Origin of the sequence: Pigmentiphaga sp. GD03639, assembly GCF_029845405.1 — a bacterium.
Lineage (GTDB): Bacteria > Pseudomonadota > Gammaproteobacteria > Burkholderiales > Burkholderiaceae_B > Pigmentiphaga > Pigmentiphaga daeguensis.
Genome location: NZ_JAOCLR010000001.1, coordinates 60,490 through 75,711, shown reverse-complemented (window position 1 = coordinate 75,711; position 15,222 = coordinate 60,490). Strand labels below are relative to the sequence as shown.

Below are 15,222 nucleotides of genomic sequence, written 5' to 3'. Positions count from 1 at the left end.
CGAAGGGAGCGAATATGTTGGACGCCAATCTCAAGACCCAGTTGCAGGCCTACCTGGAAAAAATCACGCAGCCGATCGAGATCGTCGCGTCCCTCGACGACGGCGACAAGTCTCGCGAGCTCGCTGAACTCCTGAAGGAAATCGCCGGCCTGTCGGAACGCATCACGCTGATCGAGCGACGCGACGACGACGAGCGCAAGCCTTCCTTCACCATCAATCGCCCCGGCGAGGACATCGGCATCCGCTTTGCCGCCATTCCCCTGGGCCATGAATTCACGTCGCTGGTCCTGGCCCTGCTCCAGGTCGGCGGCCACCCGATCAAGCTCGATGCCGACGTGATCGAGCAGATCAAGAACCTGGACGGCGACTTCTCGTTCGAGACCTATGTGTCGCTGTCCTGCCAGAACTGCCCCGAGGTCGTCCAGGCCCTGAACGTGATGTCGCTGCTGAACCCGCGCATCCGCCAGGTCACGATCGACGGCGCGCTGTTCGAGGACGAAGTCGAGAAGCGCCAGGTCATGGCCGTGCCCACGGTCTACCTGAACGGCGAAGTGTTCGGCCAGGGCCGCATGAGCGTAGAGGAATTCCTTGCCAAGCTCGACAGCAACGCCGGCCAGCGCGACGCCGAGAAGCTCAGCGCGCGCGAGCCGTACGACGTGCTGATCGTCGGCGGCGGCCCCGCGGGCGCGGCTGCTGCCGTCTACGCGGCGCGCAAGGGCATCCGCACCGGCGTCGTGGCCGAGCGCTTCGGCGGCCAGGTCCTGGACACGCTGGCGATCGAGAACTTCATCTCCGTCAAGGAGACCGAAGGGCCCAAGTTCGCCACCGCGCTGGAAGAACACGTCAAGGCCTACGACGTCGAGATCATGAACGTGCAGCGCGCCGAGGCCCTGGTGCCGGGCGCCAAGATGATCGAGGTCAGGCTGGCCAACGGCGGCGTGCTCAAGGGCCGCACGGTCATCCTGTCCACCGGCGCGCGCTGGCGCGAGGTGAACGTGCCGGGCGAACGCGAGTACCGCAACCACGGCGTGGCGTACTGCCCGCACTGCGACGGCCCGCTGTTCAAGGGCAAGCGCGTCTCCGTGATCGGCGGCGGCAACTCGGGCGTGGAAGCGGCGATCGACCTGGCCGGCCTGGTCGAGCACGTGACCCTGCTGGAATTCGCCCCCGAGCTGCGTGCCGATGCCGTGCTGCAGCGCAAGCTCAACAGCCTGTCCAACGTCACGGTCATCACCCAGGCGCAGACCACCGAGATCACCGGTGACGGCAAGAAGGTGAACGGCCTGACGTACAAGGACCGGCAATCGGGCGAAGAGCACCACATCGAACTCGAGGGTGTCTTCGTGCAGATCGGGCTGGTGCCCAATACCGAATGGCTCAAGGGCACCGTGGCGCTGAGCAAGCACGGGGAAATCGAGGTCGATGCCAGGGGCCAGACCTCGGTGCCCGGCGTGTTCGCCGCGGGCGACGTGACGACCGTGCCGTACAAGCAGATCATCATCGCCGCGGGCGAAGGCGCGAAGGCCGCGCTCAGCGCCTTCGATCACCTGATCCGCTCGTCGGTGGAAGCCGATGCGCCGGAAACGGCTGCAGTGCCCGCCTGATTCCGTTGCTGGGTTGGCGGTCCAAGGCCCGCGGGGTTCGCCCCGCGGGCCTTTCTTATTTGGTGGATGCCAAGGGCAAAGCCAGTGCCTTGACGATCGCGCGAGCCGCGTCCGCGGGAGCCAGCGCGCAGGTATCGATGGCTACTTGCGGCTCCGGCATGGCCCGCTCGGACGCTGCAAACTGCTCGCGCAACTCCCGCAGAAGATCGAGCGACCGCAGCTTCCCGAACTCGGCACGACTCGGCGCGACCAGACGTTTTTCCTGCTCGGCCGCGGGAACGCTCAATCGGACAAACCGTGTCCTGCCACCGGCGGCTTCCACGACGTCCCGCGCACGCAGGGCAAAGCCCTCGGCAACCGACGGCTCCGGCGCGAACGTAAAGACAAGGGAGCGCGCGGCCACCGCGGCCTCGTGCATCATGTCAAGCCACATGCGTTCCCGCAGCCTGACAAACTGTTCGGTACCGAAGGGGAACACGGACGCCACGGCATCGACAATCAGGTGATTGTGGAAGACGGAAAAACCGGTCAGGCGACCGAGTTCCCGTGCAACGGTCAACTTGCCGGATGCGACGGGTCCATAGATGAAAACCATTTCCATGCCAGGCATTATGGCATCGGCACAACCCCGCTCAAACCTAGGCGGCGGCATCCCCGGCGCCGGACTCCCACTGTTCGAGCAGGATGGCGATATTGGCCGCCGTGCGGCCGATGTGCTGGGCCAGCAGTTCGCTGGCGCGCGCCTCGTCGCGGTCCAGGGTGGCGCGCAGGATGGCCTCGTGTTCGTCGGGAATGTCGCGGTCCAGCGGGCGCTCGCGCAGGAAGATGCGGCGGTAGCGGTCGGAGAACGCCAGCAGCTTCTCGCAGAACTGGGCCAGCACGGGCATCTGGCCGCCGCCGATCAGCATCAGGTGGAACTCGCGATGGCGGATCTCCCATTCGGCGAGCGCGCCGGGGTCGGAAGCGGCCCGCTTCTCGACCTGTTGCAGGCGGTGATGGGCCGCCAGCACCGCGACCTCCCAGTCCTCGCCGCCCTGCTGCATGGAAATCCGCAGCGCGTGCGGCTCCAGCATGGTGCGCAGTTCGGTGATCTCCTGGTGGTTGCGCACGGACACGGGCGCAGCCTGGTAGCCGCGCTGGTCCTGCGCGATGACCAGCCCCTCGGCCGCCAGCCGGGACAGCGCCTCGCGCAGCGGGCTGAGGCTGACGTTGAATTGTTGGCTGAGCTGGTTCAAGCGCAGTTGCTGTCCCGGCCGGAAGGTGCCGTTCAACAATTCGTCGCGCAGCGACTGGGTCAATTGGGAGGTCAGGGATGTGCTCATGGACCGGCGTCAGCCATAAAATCGATATTGACTATAAAATCGATTTAAATAAATATAAACGAAAATCGACAACCAGGAGAATTTTCCCATGCTTCCCAAACGCATCGATCGCGCCGCCGTCGACGCCCGTATCGGGTCCTACGCCGACACCGCACAAACGCTGGATGAGCGCGCCGCCATCTACCAGGAACTGATCGGCTTCGTCCCGCCGCGTATCGAGGCTCGCCTGGCCGTTACCGGCGCGCTCGATCCCAAGCTGGTGGACCTGCAGGAAAAAATGCGCGAGCACGCGATGTATCCCAAGTGCTTCGACGTGAAGACGGCGCAGCTGATGCTGTTCGGCATGCTGCTGATGGACCTGAGCGACGCCGCCGTCCTGCATGGCATCGCCGCGCGCCGCGCCGGCGCGACCTGGGAGGAAATGCAGGCCGTCGTCAGCCTGTGCTTCCTGTTCCGCGGGCTCTCGGCCGCCAACCGCGGCGCCGAACTGCTGGCCAACATCGCCGAACACGAAGCCAAAAAGGAATCCCAGGGCTGACCCCCTCGCCGGGTGCTGCGGCCCGGCTCGACTACAACGACCTAGAACGATCTCAGGAGACACACCATGACTTCGCCCCTCCGTTCCGGGCGGCGGGCCGGCATGCTCGCGCTGGCCCTCGCTTGCGCCTTCGCCGGCCATCCGCTGACCGCCGCCGCGCAGGACTACCCGTCCCGGCCGGTCCAGCTCATCGTCCCGTTCGCGCCCGGCGGCGCCATCGACCAGATGGCCCGCGCCATGGGCGCGGCGCTCAGCCGCGAACTCGGCCAGCCCATCGTGATCGAGAACAAGCCCGGCGCCGGCGGCAACATCGGCGCCGAGCAGGTTGCGCGGGCGGCCCCCACCGGCTATGTGCTGCTGGTCGGCACCTCGGCCACGCACGGCGTCAATCCCTCGCTCTACGCCAAGCTGCCCTATGACGCGGTCAAGGACTTCGTTCCCGTGGCCCACTGGGGCTCGGTGCCCAACGTGCTGGCGGTCAACGCCGCCTCCAGCATACGGTCGGTCGAGGACCTGGTCGCCCAGGCCAAGCGCGAGCCAGGCAAGCTGACCTACGGTTCCGCCGGCAACGGCACCTCGCTGCACCTGGCGGGAGAACTGTTCAAGCAGGCCGCGAAGGTCGATCTCGTGCACGTCCCCTACCGGGGCGGCGCCCCGGCCTCGCTCGACCTGCTGGCCGGCAACATCACCATGATGTTCGACACGGTGGCGGTGTCGCTGCCCAACCTGCGCGCGGGCAAGACGCGCGCGCTGGCGGTGGCCGCGCCCGCGCGCCACTTCGCCCTGCCCGACGTGCCGACCTTCGCCGAGAAGGGCTACCCCTCGGTGGTGTCGGCCACCTGGGCCGGCGTGTTCGCGCCCGCGGGTACGCCCGCGGCCGTCGTGCAGAAGCTCGAGGACGCCAATCGCCGCGCGCTGGAAGATCCGGCGGTGGCCGAGGTCATGCGCAAGACCGGTGTCCAGGTGGAGTTCCGCGGCAGCCGCGACTTCGCCACCTACGTGGCGAGCGAGATCGCGCTGTGGGGCAACATCATCCGGAGCAACAACATCCGGGCGGACTGACGCTGGCGCATGCAGGCCCCGCAAGGGGCCTGCCCCCGGGAACGGCCCCTCGAACCACCGCAAGCACGAAACGTGGCACCATTACGACCGCCCAGCCCGTACCTCCTCGTCGAGCGGTAGATCCATGCCACACACCCCAGAAAAAAAGCCTGAATCGCTAGGCCAGGCCGCCTATCGGCAATTGCAGGAAGCCATCGAGACCGGCGTCCTCAAGCCGGGCGACCGCGTCAGCGTGAACGCCCTGGCCGACCGGCTGGCCATCAGCCGCACGCCGGTCCGCGAAGCCATCGCGTGGCTCGAGACCGATGGCCTGATCGTGCACCAGCCCTATCTTGGCCGCGTCATCGCCGAACTCGATCATCAGATGGTGAACGAGCTCTATGCGCTGCGCTTCGTGATCGAGCCGGCGGCGGTCGGCATGGCGGCCAAGAACGCCACCGACGCCGAGATCGACGTCTTGCGCGAGATGCTCGAGTTCGAGCGCTCCGTCCTGAACGACCCCATCGAGCGCGAACGCCACAACCGGCGCTTCCATAACGCGCTGTACCGCACGGCGCACAACCGCTATGTGATCAGCACGCTGCGCGCCCTGCAGACGCCCATGATCCTGCTGGGACCAGCCACGGCCACCAACCCCAAGCGCCTGCAGGACGCGTACGCCGAACATGCCGAACTGGTCGAATGCATCGCCGCGCACGACGTCGAGGGCGCACGCGCCGCCATGGTGCGCCACCTGACCGGCGGACAGCGTGCCCGCGTCAGCTATCTGCTCAATCGGCAGTCCGACTAGGGCCTGCCCACCTGGGCCCGCTCATCCGCCCACGACGATGCCCAGCTTGTCGATCAGGCGGGTCCACTGCTCCAGTTCCGCACGGATGAAGGTCCCGAACTCGGCCGGCGTCGTCAGGGAAGGCTCGGCGCCGTGCTCCATCATCTGCTTGACGATCTCGGGCTCGCGCAGCGCGGCGTTCACGTCCTTGTTGAGCTTGTCGATTACCGCGGCGGGCGTGCCAGCCGGCGCGAGCAGGCCGAACCAGCCCACCGCCGCATAGCCAGGCACTCCCGCCTCGGCCACCGTGGGCAGGCCGGGCAAGGCCTTCGAGCGTTCGGCGCTCGTCACGGCAAGCGCTTTCAGGCGGCCCGTATCGACATAGCCCATCACCGTCTGCGCCGGCGCGAACATCAGGCTCAGCGTCCCGCCCAGGAGATCGGTCACGGCCTGGCCCGTGCCCTTGTAGGGCACGTGCATCATCTCGATGCCCGCCACTTCCTTGAACAGCTCAACGGACAGGTGCGAGGCCGCGCCCACGCCCGACGAGCCGAAGTTCAGCTTGCCGGGCTCGGCCTTGGCCCTGGCCACCAGTTCCTTGATACTGTTGATGCCCAGGCGGGGATTGACCACCACCACATAGGCGGACGCCGACACCAGCGAGATGGGCGCGAACTGCCCGACGTTCTTCTTGTCGAGCGAGGCGGTCGAACTCATCATGAGCGTGTAGCCGTCCGCTGGCGCCCGCGCCACGAAATTGGCACCGATATGCCCGCTGGCGCCGGGCCGGTTGTCCACGATTACCTGGGTCTTCCAGACCTTGGTCAGATGGGCGCCCAGTATGCGTGCCAACGTATCCGCCCCGCCTCCGGGCGGGAACGGCACCACGATGGTGACCGGCCGCGACGGAAAGGCTTGCGCCTGGGCCTGCGTGGGCAGCACCACGGCCCACGCAAGCAAGGCCGCCGCGCAGGCTGCCGCGCGGCGTGCCGTATCGATAGCACATTTCATGATCCACCTCCTCCAATGAAAACAACCGCCGGGCGTCGTTCTTGATCTTCCCGGCGAGGTTCAACGCGCCGCCACGATGCGGGTGCGCAGGGCCATGGCGGGCTCCTCGAACGCACATTCCACGACGTCCCCCGGCTTCAGGAACAATTCGTCGGCATTGGGCTTGCCCACCGCCACGCCACCGGGCGCGCCGGTGGAGAACATGTCGCCGGGCTTGAGCGGCAGCAGTCTGGAGAAATGCTCGACGATGTCCGGCAGCTTCCAGATCTGGTCGGAAGTATTGACGCGCATGCGCTCTTCGCCGTTGACGCGGCAAGTCACCCAGATGTCGTAGGCGTCGCGCACTTCGTCCATGGTGATGATGTACGGCCCCAGCGGACCGAAACCCGGGGCGTTCTTGGCGGTCCAGAACCGCGACCCCGATGCGACTTCGCGCTTCTGGGTATCGCGGCAGGTCAGGTCGTTCAGGATGGTGATCCCGGCCACGTAGCCGAAGGCGTCCTCGCGGCGCGCGCGATAGGCGGGCTTGCCGATCACGAACACCAGTTCGGGCTCGTAGTCCAGGTGCGCCACGTCCACCGGCCGCTTCACCTCGGCGTCCTGGCCGACCAGGCAGGCGTTGAGCTTGATGAAGCCCGTCGGCTCCTCCGGCAATTCCTTGATCAGATCGGTGCGCTTGAGTTCTTCGAGATGGGTGCGGTAGTTCTTGCCCACGCACAGGAACTTCTCGGCATCGGGCACGGGCGGCAGCAGCCGGACATCGTCAAGCGCATAGGCATGGCGCTCGCGCAGCGCGGCGTCGCTCGACGCCGCATCCAGCAACCGGCGCGCGCGCGCCAGTCCGGCGTCGCCCTCCTCCAGCAGCGCCCGCATGGAATACGGGAAAGCGGTCTCCCCCGGCTCCACGGCGGCCGCGCAGCGCGCCAGGTCGAGCATGCGGTCCTTGCACAGCACGCCGACGCGGGCAGCGGAAGATTCGGCGGGAACGGTAAAAGTGGCAAGTCTCATGCGGCGGGGCCTCAATCATCGTATCGAAGGGGCGATGCTATGCCTGAATTCAATTAAATTCAACTGAATTCAATTGAATTCATGCATAAAAAAACCGGGCCCTCTCGAATCGAGAGGGCCCGGCGTGACCGGCGGACGGGGAGTATCTGCCCGCGGCGCCTTTCTTTTGAGGGGTGGACTTTTGAAGGGGGCGGCCCCTAGCCTTCGCGGCTTTCCAGCGTGAACGTGGCGCCGGCGTCCTGGGCCAGGACGCCGGTCAGCCAGGGCATGATTTCCTTCAGGGCCGACTCCAGCACCCACGGCGGGTTGACGATGAACATGCCGCTGCCGTACAGCCCCAGCCCGTCGCCCGAAGGCTTGCGCACGGTCAGGCTGACATGCAGCCAGGACCGGCCCGGCACGCGCGCCAGCCTTCCGGCCAGTTGCTGCGATTCGAGCCGCTGCACCTGCGGATACCAGATCGCGAAACAGCCGGTGGCGAAACGCTTCAAGCCCTCTTCCAGGCACTGGAGGACACGGGCGTAGTCGCGCTTGTCCTCGTACGACGGGTCGATCAGCACGATGCCGCGGCGGGTGGGGGGCGGCAACAAGGCCTTCACGCCCTCGAAGCCGTCAGCGGCGTAGATCATGGTGTGGCGCTCGATCTCCCGGCCCAGTTGCCGGCAGTTGCGCCGCAGGACGTCGATCTCGGTGGGGTGCAGCTCGAACAGGCGCAGGCGGTCCCGCTCGCGCAGCGCCTGGGCGGCGATGAAGGGCGACCCGGGATAATGGCGCAGCAGGTCGTCCTCGTTGAAGGCGGCGACCTCGTCCACGTATTCGGCCACGATGCCGGGCAGGTCGTCGCGCGTCCACAGGCGCGCGATGCCGGTCTCGAACTCGGCGTTCTTGCCCGCCCAGTCCCCTTCCAGCGCATAGATCCCGGCGCCCGCGTGGGTGTCGACGTACCAGTACGGCGCGTCCTTCTGCGCGAAATAGCGCAGCAATTGCACGAGCACGAGGTGTTTGAGCACGTCGGCATGGTTGCCGGCGTGGAAGGCATGGCGATAGCTGAACATGGGATTTCCAGAAGAGCGCTCATTGTAGGCGCCCCGGCGGCGTGGCCGCTCGACCGCGTTACATGTGCCACGCATCCCTTGCAATCGTGACGGCTTGCACGGACCGCCCGCGTGAGGCGGGCCATGCCGGCGCCACGGCTTACAAATGCACACAGGCTGCTTTGACACCCGGCGGACCGGCCCCGTATGTTGAAAGCACCGGCCACATCCGCCTTGCCGGAACGGCCGCTTTCAAGGAGAGATCGATGAGGACACGCAACCTGATGATCGCCGCCATGATTGCAGCCTTCTCGGCCGCCGCGCCCCTGGCCATGGCCCAGGGCGACGGCCAGGCCACCAAGGAGTCGGCGGGCAAGTTCGCCAGCGACACGGTGATCACCACCAAGGTCAAGGCCGCGCTGCTCAAGGAACAAGCCACGCAATCGCTGAGCATCAAGGTCAAGACGGTCAATGGCGTGGTGCAGTTGTCCGGTTCGGCCGACGACTCCGCTCAGATCGATTCCGCCGTGAGAGTGGCACGCGGCATAGACGGCGTCCAGGACGTCAGGAACGACATCCAGCTCAAGAAACAAGGCGAGCGCTGACCCCGCCGCGGGCGGCGCGCCGCCGGCCGCCGCCCTCGGGCGGGATGCCCCGGCATCCCGCCAGAAGTCCCGCCAGACCTGGCTTTTCATTTTGATGAACCGCCCCTAATATGCGCCTGGGGGGCAGGCCGTCGACGGGGCCGAGACCGGCACGCGCCAAGCAATGGCGACGCGCCGCACCAGGCGCTGCGCATGGCTTCCCACTTCGTCCACGTACCTGGAAGCCACCATGCTAGAGCGCCTATTCAAACTCCACGAACACGGCACCAATGCTCGCACCGAGCTGCTGGCGGGAATCACCACGTTCCTGACCATGTCCTACATCATCTTCGTCAACCCGCAGATCCTGTCCACCACGGGCATGGACAAGGGCGCCGTCTTCGCCGCCACCTGCATCGCGGCGGCGATCGGCTCCCTGATGATGGCCTTCGTCGCCAACTACCCCATCGGCATGGCGCCCGGCATGGGACTGAACGCGTTCTTCGCGTTCACCGTCGTGGCCACCCTGGGCTTCACCTGGCAACAGGCACTGGGCGCGGTCTTCATCTCGGGCGTCATCTTCATCGTGCTGACGGTCACGGGCGTGCGCAGCTGGCTGATCGCCGGCATCGCGCCATCCCTGCGCAGCGCGATCGCTGCCGGTATCGGCCTGTTCCTGGCCATCATCGCGCTCAGCAGCTCGGGCATCGTGGTCGCCAGTCCCGCCACGCTGATCACCATGGGCGACCTGCACAAACCCGCCCCGCTGCTGGCGATACTCGGCTTCTTCATCATCGCCGTCCTGGATGCGCTGAAGGTCCGCGGCGCCATCCTGCTGGGCATCCTGATCATCACCGTGCTCAGCATGGTGCTGGGCATCAACGAATTCCACGGCGTCTTCTCCACGCCGCCCAGCCTGGCGCCCACCTTCCTGCAACTGGACATCCTGGGCGCGCTGCACATGGGCTTCGTGCACGTGGTGCTGGTGTTCGTGCTGGTCGAGGTGTTCGACGCCACCGGCACGCTGATGGGCGTGGCCAAGCGCGCCGGCCTGCTGGCCGAGGGCAAGAACCGCATCGGCCGCGCCCTGCTGGCCGACAGCACCGCCATCACCGCCGGCTCGCTGCTGGGCACCAGCAGCACCACGGCCTACGTCGAAAGCGCCTCGGGGGTCCAGGCCGGGGGCCGTACCGGCCTGACGGCGCTGGTGGTCGGCGCGCTGTTCCTGGCCGCGCTGTTCATCTCGCCGCTGGCGGGCTCGGTGCCCGCATACGCCACCGCGCCCGCGCTGCTGTACGTGGCCGGCCTGATGATGCGGGAGCTGATCGACGTCAAGTGGGACGACATCACCGAAGCCATCCCCGCCGCGCTGACCGCGCTGGCCATGCCCTTCACGTACTCGATCGCCACCGGCCTGGCGTTCGGCTTCATCAGCTACGTCGTGCTCAAGGCATGCACGGGCCGCATCCGCGAAATCCATCCCGCGGCCTGGCTGATCGCCATCCTGTTCCTGGTCCGCTTCGCCTTCTTCGCGGCCTGAACCAGGAGCGAGGGGTCTAATCCTCGTCGACGAACAAGGTGCAGGCCCCCTCCTCGGCCGCGCTGACCGCCCGGCGCATGTGGCCGAACAGATCGCGCCCGACGCCGCGGCGATGCGGCCGCAGGTCGGGCACGGCCTGGGCCGGACGGGCGCCCAGGTCGGCCAGCACCTCCAGCACGCCGCGCCGCGCGTCCAGCCGCACCCGATCCCCGGTTCGCACCCGGCCGATGAGGCCCCCCTTCAAGGCCTCGGGCGTGACGTGAATGGCTGCGGGCACCTTACCCGAGGCCCCCGACATGCGGCCGTCGGTCACCAGCGCGACGTGGAATCCCCTCCCCTGCAACACCGACAGCGTGGGCGTGAGCTTGTGCAGTTCGGGCATGCCGTTGGCGGCCGGCCCCTGCCAGCGCACGACCGCGACGAAATCGCGCTCCAGCTCGCCCCGCTGGAAAGCGGCCAGTACGTCGTCCTGGTCGTCGAACACGATGGCGGGCGCCTCCACCACCTGATGTTCGGGCGCCACCGCCGAGATCTTGATGATGGAGCGGCCCAGGTTGCCTTCCAGCACGCGCAGCCCGCCGTCGGGCGAGAACGGACGGTCCAGCGGACGCACGATGGAGTCGTCCCCCGGGGTCTCGGCGCCGTCCCGCCAGGCCAGCCGGCCGTCCTTAAGATAGGGCTCGCGGCAATAGGCTTCGAGCCCCTTGCCCACGATGGTGGTGACGTCCTCGTGCAGCAGCCCTCCCCTGCGTAACTGGCGGATGACGAACTGCAGGCCGCCCGCGGCCTGGAAACCGTTCACGTCGGCCTTGCCGTTCGGATAGACGCGAGCCAGCAGCGGCACCACCTCGGACAAGGCGTGGAAATCGTCCCAGTTCAGTTCTATGCCGGCTGCCCGCGCCATGGCCACCAGGTGCAAGGTATGGTTGGTCGACCCTCCGGTGGCCATCAGGCCGACGATGCCGTTGACGAAGGCCTTCTCGTCCAGGACGTCGCACAGCGGCGTATACCGCCCGCCGCCGTGCCAGAGCGATACAGCCTGCCTGGCCGCCTCGCGGGTCAGGGCCTCGCGCAGCGGGGTATGGGGATTGACGAAGGACGTTCCGGGCAGGTGCAGGCCCATGAACTCCATCAGCATCTGGTTCGAATTGGCGGTGCCGTAGAAGGTACAGGTGCCCGGCCCGTGATAGGCCTGACTCTCGGCTTCCAGCAATTCCGCGCGGCCGACCTTGCCTTCGGCATACAGCTGGCGGATCCTGGCCTTCTCGTCGTTGCCCACGCCGGTGGTCATGGGTCCGCCGGGGACGAACACGGCAGGCAGATGGCCGAAGGACAACGCGCCGATGACCAGGCCGGGGACGATCTTGTCGCATACGCCCAGGTAGACCGCCGCGTCGAACATCTGGTGCGACAGGGCCACGGCCGTGGCCATCGCGATGACGTCGCGCGAGAACAGCGACAGCTCCATGCCCGCCTGCCCCTGGGTGACGCCGTCGCACATGGCCGGCACGCCGCCGGCGAACTGCGCCGTGGCGCCGGCCGCCAGCGCGGCCTCCTTGATCCAGGCGGGGAAATCGGCCAGGGGCTGGTGAGCCGACAGCATGTCGTTGTAGGCCGACACAATGGCCACGTTGGGCTGCTCCTGCACCTTGAGCATCAGCTTCGCCCGGTCGGGCATGGCCGCGAAGCCGTGCGCCAGGTTGGTACACGACAGGTGGCTGCGCTCGACCTTCGTGCCGGCCCGCGCGCGGGTTTCCTCCAGCCACTGCGCGCGGCGGTCCCCGCCTCGCGCGATGATGCGGTCGGTGACTTCCTGTAGGACGGGATGCAAGGACATGGCGATCGACCTCCGGGATGCTCGCGCGCGCGGCGGACGCCGCGGCGCCGGCGGTGGGCGCGTACGCAAGTATCGGGCCCGCCAGCTGGCTGGCGGGCTAGCCTTCCAGCGACTTCAAGCGGCGCAACTGGGGAAACAATACCATCCACAGCAGGGCCACCGCGATCGTGCCCGCGCCGCCGATCAGCACCGCCGGCACGACGCCGAACAGCGCGGCCGTCACGCCCGACTCGAATTCGCCCAGTTGATTGGAGGTACCGACGAACAGGGAGTTCACCGCGCTGACGCGGCCCAGCATTTCCGGCGGCGTCTGCAGCTGGACCAGCGTGAAGCGGATCACGACGCTGACCACGTCCGAGGCCCCGAGCACGAACAGCGCCGCCATGGAAACGGCCAGGTGCGAAGACAGGCCGAACACGACCGTGGCCAGGCCGAATACGGCCAGCGACGAGAACAGGATGCGGCCGACGTTGCGATGGATGGGGTGGTGGGCCAGGAAGACCGACATGGCCAGCGCCCCCAGGGCGGGCGCCGTGCGCAGCAAGCCCAGCCCCCACGGGCCGGTATGCAGGATGTCGCGCGCGTAGATGGGCAGCAGCGCGGTCGCGCCGCCCAGCAGCACCGCGAACAAGTCCAGCGACAGCGTCCCCAGGATGACCGGACGGCTGCGGATGAAGGCAATGCCCGAGAAAACGGACTTGAGCGTGACCGGCTCGCGGGTGGATGCGGTGCGTTCCGCCCGGATCATCGCCACCAGTCCGCCACCGACGAAGAAGAACACGCAGGCCACCACGTAGGCCACCATGGACCCGAACCCGTACAGCAGCCCGCCCATCGCGGGGCCGAGGATCTGCGCGGTCTGGGTGGCGGAGGTGGACCAGGCCGCTGCCTGGGGGATGAGGCTGCGCGGCACCACGCCCTGCACCAGCGCGGCCATGGTGGGCGACTCGAAGGCGCGGGCGGCGCCGCCCAGCGCAACCAGCCCCAGGATGGCGTCGCGCGTGAGCCAGCCTTCCCATGTACCGAAAGCCAGCAGGCCCGCCGCGATCGACTCCACCACCATGCAGACGCTGGCGATGACCCGCCGGTCGTAGCGGTCGGCCACCTGTCCCACGACGAAGGTCAGCACCACCATGGGCAGGAACTGCGCCAGCCCGACCAGGCCCAGGTCAAAGGCGCTGCCGGTGATCTCGTAGACCTGCCAGCCCACGGCCACCGACAGCATCTGGAACGACAGGGTCGACATGACCCGGCTGAACCAGAACAGGATGAAGGGAGGATGGCGCGCGACCGACCGGATGCCGGCGGGATTATCGTCCGAACTCATCACCCATCTCTTGCGCGCGATGGGCGGCGGCCTGCATGGCTCGGACCACGGCCTGGCGGAAATTCGCCTGGGCCAGGACGTCCAGGGCCGCGGCCGTGGTGCCGCCCTTGGAGGTCACGCGCTCGCGCAGCACCGACGGCGGTTCGGAGGACGCGGCCGCCAGGCTGGCGGCGCCGGACAGCGTGGCCAGCGCCAGCGCGCGCGACTGCTCGTCGTCCAGCCCCACGGCCTTGCCGCCTTCGATCAGGGCCTCGATGAACAGGAACACATAGGCCGGCCCGCTGCCCGACAACGCGGTCACGCCGTCCAGGTCGGCCTCGCGCGAGACCCAGACGGTGCTGCCTACGGCTTCCAGCACGGCCTGGGCCTGCGCCCGGTCGGCTTCGCCCACGCCATCGAGCGCGGCCAGGCCGGTCACGCCCTGCCCGATCAGCGCGGGCGTATTGGGCATGCAGCGCACGACGCGCGGCCACGGCTGCGTGTCGGATCCCAGCCAGCGCGCCAGGTCGGCGGCCCGGATGCCGGCGGCGATGCTGATCACCAGGCTGTCCTTGAGCCAGGGCCGGCTCGCCGCGGCAACCTCTTTCATCACCTGCGGCTTGACCGCATACACCCAGATGTCGCAGCGGGACAAGGCCTCGTCCGGCCCGGCCGCGACCGAGGCGCCGCGCGCCGCCCAGGCCTGCCGGGTGGACTCGTTCGGATCCACGACGTGGATGTTCCCCATGGGGCAGAACTTGCCGGCCAGGCCGGAGATCAGCGCGGCGGCCATGTTGCCGCCGCCGATGAATGCGATGGAAAGCGCTTGGGTCATTAAGGTTTCCTTGAATGGGATTGCGGTCGCGCGGTCAGGACGAATAATCCCGGGCGCCGAAGATGGCGGTGCCCACCCGGACGATGGACGCCCCGGCCGCCACCGCGGCCTCCAGGTCGTCCGACATGCCCATGGACAGGGTATCGAGCGCGAAGCCTTCCCTGTTCAGGTCGCGCATGAGCGCCGCCAGGCTGGCGAAGACGGCCTGCTGGCGGACGGGGTCCTGCTGGGGAGCGGGAATGCACATCAGGCCGCGCAGGCGCACGCGCGGCAGCGCGGCGATTTCCCGCGCCAGCCCGAGTGCCTCGGCGGGCGCCACGCCGCTCTTGGTGGGTTGGTCGTCGATGTTGACCTGCATGCACAGCTGGAGGTCGGCCATGCCGGGCGGCCGCAGGTCGGACAGCCGCTGGGCGATCTTGAGGCGATCGATGCTGTGGATCCAATCGAAATGGGCGGCGACCTGGCGCGCCTTGTTGCTTTGCAGGGGGCCGATGAAATGCCATTCGGTGCCGGCCCGCAGATCTTCCAGCGCGGCCAGCTTGTCGACGGCCTCCTGGACGTAGCTTTCGCCGAAGGCCCGCTGCCCGGCCCCGTGGGCCTCGCGCACCGCCTGGGCGGGAAAGGTCTTGGACACCGCCAGCAGCGCCACCTCGCCCGGCGCGCGGCCGCAGGCCTGGGCGGCATGGTCGATGCGCCGGCGGACGGCGCGCAGGTTGTCGGCGATGGGCGACATGGCTTCGGGGGAAAAGCGACGATTATATAGGGCGGCCCA

15 protein-coding genes are annotated in these 15,222 nt (G+C 67.8%); 6 read left to right on the top strand and 9 right to left on the bottom strand.

The window, feature by feature from the left end; translation table 11 throughout:
* Positions 1-14: 14 nt before the first annotated feature.
* Complete coding sequence (gene ahpF / locus N5K27_RS00345; protein ID WP_087838230.1) at positions 15-1,604, top strand: alkyl hydroperoxide reductase subunit F; 1,590 nt, start codon at positions 15-17, stop codon at positions 1,602-1,604.
* Positions 1,605-1,659: 55 nt separating this feature from the next.
* Here the strand turns inward: ahpF and N5K27_RS00340 are convergent, their stop codons facing one another.
* Both N5K27_RS00340 and N5K27_RS00335 read right to left on the bottom strand, forming a co-directional pair.
* Positions 1,660-2,199, bottom strand: coding sequence for a shikimate kinase (locus tag N5K27_RS00340; protein ID WP_279813622.1), 540 nt, complete (start codon positions 2,197-2,199; stop codon positions 1,660-1,662).
* A 43-nt stretch (positions 2,200-2,242) separates the two neighbouring features.
* Positions 2,243-2,926 carry a GntR family transcriptional regulator gene (locus tag N5K27_RS00335; protein ID WP_279813619.1) on the bottom strand — a complete coding sequence of 228 codons (684 nt, stop codon included), beginning with the start codon at positions 2,924-2,926 and terminating at the stop codon, positions 2,243-2,245.
* An 88-nt stretch (positions 2,927-3,014) separates the two neighbouring features.
* Between N5K27_RS00335 and N5K27_RS00330 the strand changes: the two genes are divergently transcribed.
* The 3 genes from N5K27_RS00330 to N5K27_RS00320 all read left to right on the top strand — a co-directional run bounded on the left by N5K27_RS00330 (position 3,015) and on the right by N5K27_RS00320 (position 5,316).
* Positions 3,015-3,464, top strand: coding sequence for a carboxymuconolactone decarboxylase (locus tag N5K27_RS00330; protein ID WP_087838227.1), 450 nt, complete (start codon positions 3,015-3,017; stop codon positions 3,462-3,464).
* A 66-nt stretch (positions 3,465-3,530) separates the two neighbouring features.
* Entirely contained in the window at positions 3,531-4,526 is a 996-nt protein-coding gene (locus N5K27_RS00325; RefSeq protein WP_279813615.1) for a tripartite tricarboxylate transporter substrate binding protein, read from the top strand.
* Between the two features lie 124 nt (positions 4,527-4,650).
* Positions 4,651-5,316 carry a GntR family transcriptional regulator gene (locus N5K27_RS00320; RefSeq protein WP_087838225.1) on the top strand — a complete coding sequence of 222 codons (666 nt, stop codon included), beginning with the start codon at positions 4,651-4,653 and terminating at the stop codon, positions 5,314-5,316.
* Positions 5,317-5,337: 21 nt separating this feature from the next.
* On the opposite strand, the gene N5K27_RS00315 is transcribed toward N5K27_RS00320, so the two are convergent.
* The 3 genes from N5K27_RS00315 to rlmJ form a co-directional block, all read right to left on the bottom strand.
* The gene (locus tag N5K27_RS00315) at positions 5,338-6,306 is read right to left on the bottom strand and encodes a tripartite tricarboxylate transporter substrate binding protein (protein ID WP_279813610.1); all 969 of its coding nucleotides are present in this window, start codon (positions 6,304-6,306) and stop codon (positions 5,338-5,340) included.
* A 60-nt stretch (positions 6,307-6,366) separates the two neighbouring features.
* The gene (locus N5K27_RS00310; protein WP_279813607.1) at positions 6,367-7,314 is read right to left on the bottom strand and encodes a fumarylacetoacetate hydrolase family protein; all 948 of its coding nucleotides are present in this window, start codon (positions 7,312-7,314) and stop codon (positions 6,367-6,369) included.
* Positions 7,315-7,511: 197 nt separating this feature from the next.
* Positions 7,512-8,369, bottom strand: a complete 858-nt coding sequence (gene rlmJ / locus N5K27_RS00305; protein WP_279813604.1) for a 23S rRNA (adenine(2030)-N(6))-methyltransferase RlmJ — start codon at positions 8,367-8,369, stop codon at positions 7,512-7,514.
* Between the two features lie 245 nt (positions 8,370-8,614).
* Between rlmJ and N5K27_RS00300 the strand changes: the two genes are divergently transcribed.
* Entirely contained in the window at positions 8,615-8,953 is a 339-nt protein-coding gene (locus tag N5K27_RS00300) for a BON domain-containing protein (RefSeq protein WP_165963278.1), read from the top strand.
* Between the two features lie 229 nt (positions 8,954-9,182).
* Positions 9,183-10,472, top strand: coding sequence for an NCS2 family permease (locus tag N5K27_RS00295; RefSeq protein ID WP_279813599.1), 1,290 nt, complete (start codon positions 9,183-9,185; stop codon positions 10,470-10,472).
* Positions 10,473-10,488: 16 nt separating this feature from the next.
* Here the strand turns inward: N5K27_RS00295 and edd are convergent, their stop codons facing one another.
* From edd to N5K27_RS00275, 4 genes are all read right to left on the bottom strand, one after another.
* Positions 10,489-12,309 carry a phosphogluconate dehydratase gene (gene edd / locus N5K27_RS00290; protein ID WP_279813597.1) on the bottom strand — a complete coding sequence of 607 codons (1,821 nt, stop codon included), beginning with the start codon at positions 12,307-12,309 and terminating at the stop codon, positions 10,489-10,491.
* A gap of 97 nt (positions 12,310-12,406) precedes the next feature.
* Positions 12,407-13,636, bottom strand: a complete 1,230-nt coding sequence (locus N5K27_RS00285; protein WP_087838218.1) for an MFS transporter — start codon at positions 13,634-13,636, stop codon at positions 12,407-12,409.
* Complete coding sequence (gene proC / locus N5K27_RS00280; protein WP_279813593.1) at positions 13,620-14,450, bottom strand: pyrroline-5-carboxylate reductase; 831 nt, start codon at positions 14,448-14,450, stop codon at positions 13,620-13,622. The genes N5K27_RS00285 and proC overlap by 17 nt, the downstream gene beginning before the upstream one ends.
* A gap of 34 nt (positions 14,451-14,484) precedes the next feature.
* Positions 14,485-15,183 carry a YggS family pyridoxal phosphate-dependent enzyme gene (locus N5K27_RS00275; RefSeq protein WP_279813590.1) on the bottom strand — a complete coding sequence of 233 codons (699 nt, stop codon included), beginning with the start codon at positions 15,181-15,183 and terminating at the stop codon, positions 14,485-14,487.
* Between the last annotated feature and the right edge of the window lie 39 nt (positions 15,184-15,222).

Excerpts from the sequence above, each read along its gene's own strand:
- ahpF (WP_087838230.1), top strand. The coding sequence starts at position 15 with ATGTTGGACGCCAATCTCAAGACCCAGTTGCAGGCCTACCTGGAAAAA.
- N5K27_RS00340 (WP_279813622.1), bottom strand. The coding sequence starts at position 2,199 with ATGGTTTTCATCTATGGACCCGTCGCATCCGGCAAGTTGACCGTTGCA.
- N5K27_RS00335 (WP_279813619.1), bottom strand. The coding sequence starts at position 2,926 with ATGAGCACATCCCTGACCTCCCAATTGACCCAGTCGCTGCGCGACGAA.
- N5K27_RS00330 (WP_087838227.1), top strand. The coding sequence starts at position 3,015 with ATGCTTCCCAAACGCATCGATCGCGCCGCCGTCGACGCCCGTATCGGG.
- N5K27_RS00325 (WP_279813615.1), top strand. The coding sequence starts at position 3,531 with ATGACTTCGCCCCTCCGTTCCGGGCGGCGGGCCGGCATGCTCGCGCTG.
- N5K27_RS00320 (WP_087838225.1), top strand. The coding sequence starts at position 4,651 with ATGCCACACACCCCAGAAAAAAAGCCTGAATCGCTAGGCCAGGCCGCC.
- N5K27_RS00315 (WP_279813610.1), bottom strand. The coding sequence starts at position 6,306 with ATGAAATGTGCTATCGATACGGCACGCCGCGCGGCAGCCTGCGCGGCG.
- N5K27_RS00310 (WP_279813607.1), bottom strand. The coding sequence starts at position 7,314 with ATGAGACTTGCCACTTTTACCGTTCCCGCCGAATCTTCCGCTGCCCGC.
- rlmJ (WP_279813604.1), bottom strand. The coding sequence starts at position 8,369 with ATGTTCAGCTATCGCCATGCCTTCCACGCCGGCAACCATGCCGACGTG.
- N5K27_RS00300 (WP_165963278.1), top strand. The coding sequence starts at position 8,615 with ATGAGGACACGCAACCTGATGATCGCCGCCATGATTGCAGCCTTCTCG.
- N5K27_RS00295 (WP_279813599.1), top strand. The coding sequence starts at position 9,183 with ATGCTAGAGCGCCTATTCAAACTCCACGAACACGGCACCAATGCTCGC.
- edd (WP_279813597.1), bottom strand. The coding sequence starts at position 12,309 with ATGTCCTTGCATCCCGTCCTACAGGAAGTCACCGACCGCATCATCGCG.
- N5K27_RS00285 (WP_087838218.1), bottom strand. The coding sequence starts at position 13,636 with ATGAGTTCGGACGATAATCCCGCCGGCATCCGGTCGGTCGCGCGCCAT.
- proC (WP_279813593.1), bottom strand. The coding sequence starts at position 14,450 with ATGACCCAAGCGCTTTCCATCGCATTCATCGGCGGCGGCAACATGGCC.
- N5K27_RS00275 (WP_279813590.1), bottom strand. The coding sequence starts at position 15,183 with ATGTCGCCCATCGCCGACAACCTGCGCGCCGTCCGCCGGCGCATCGAC.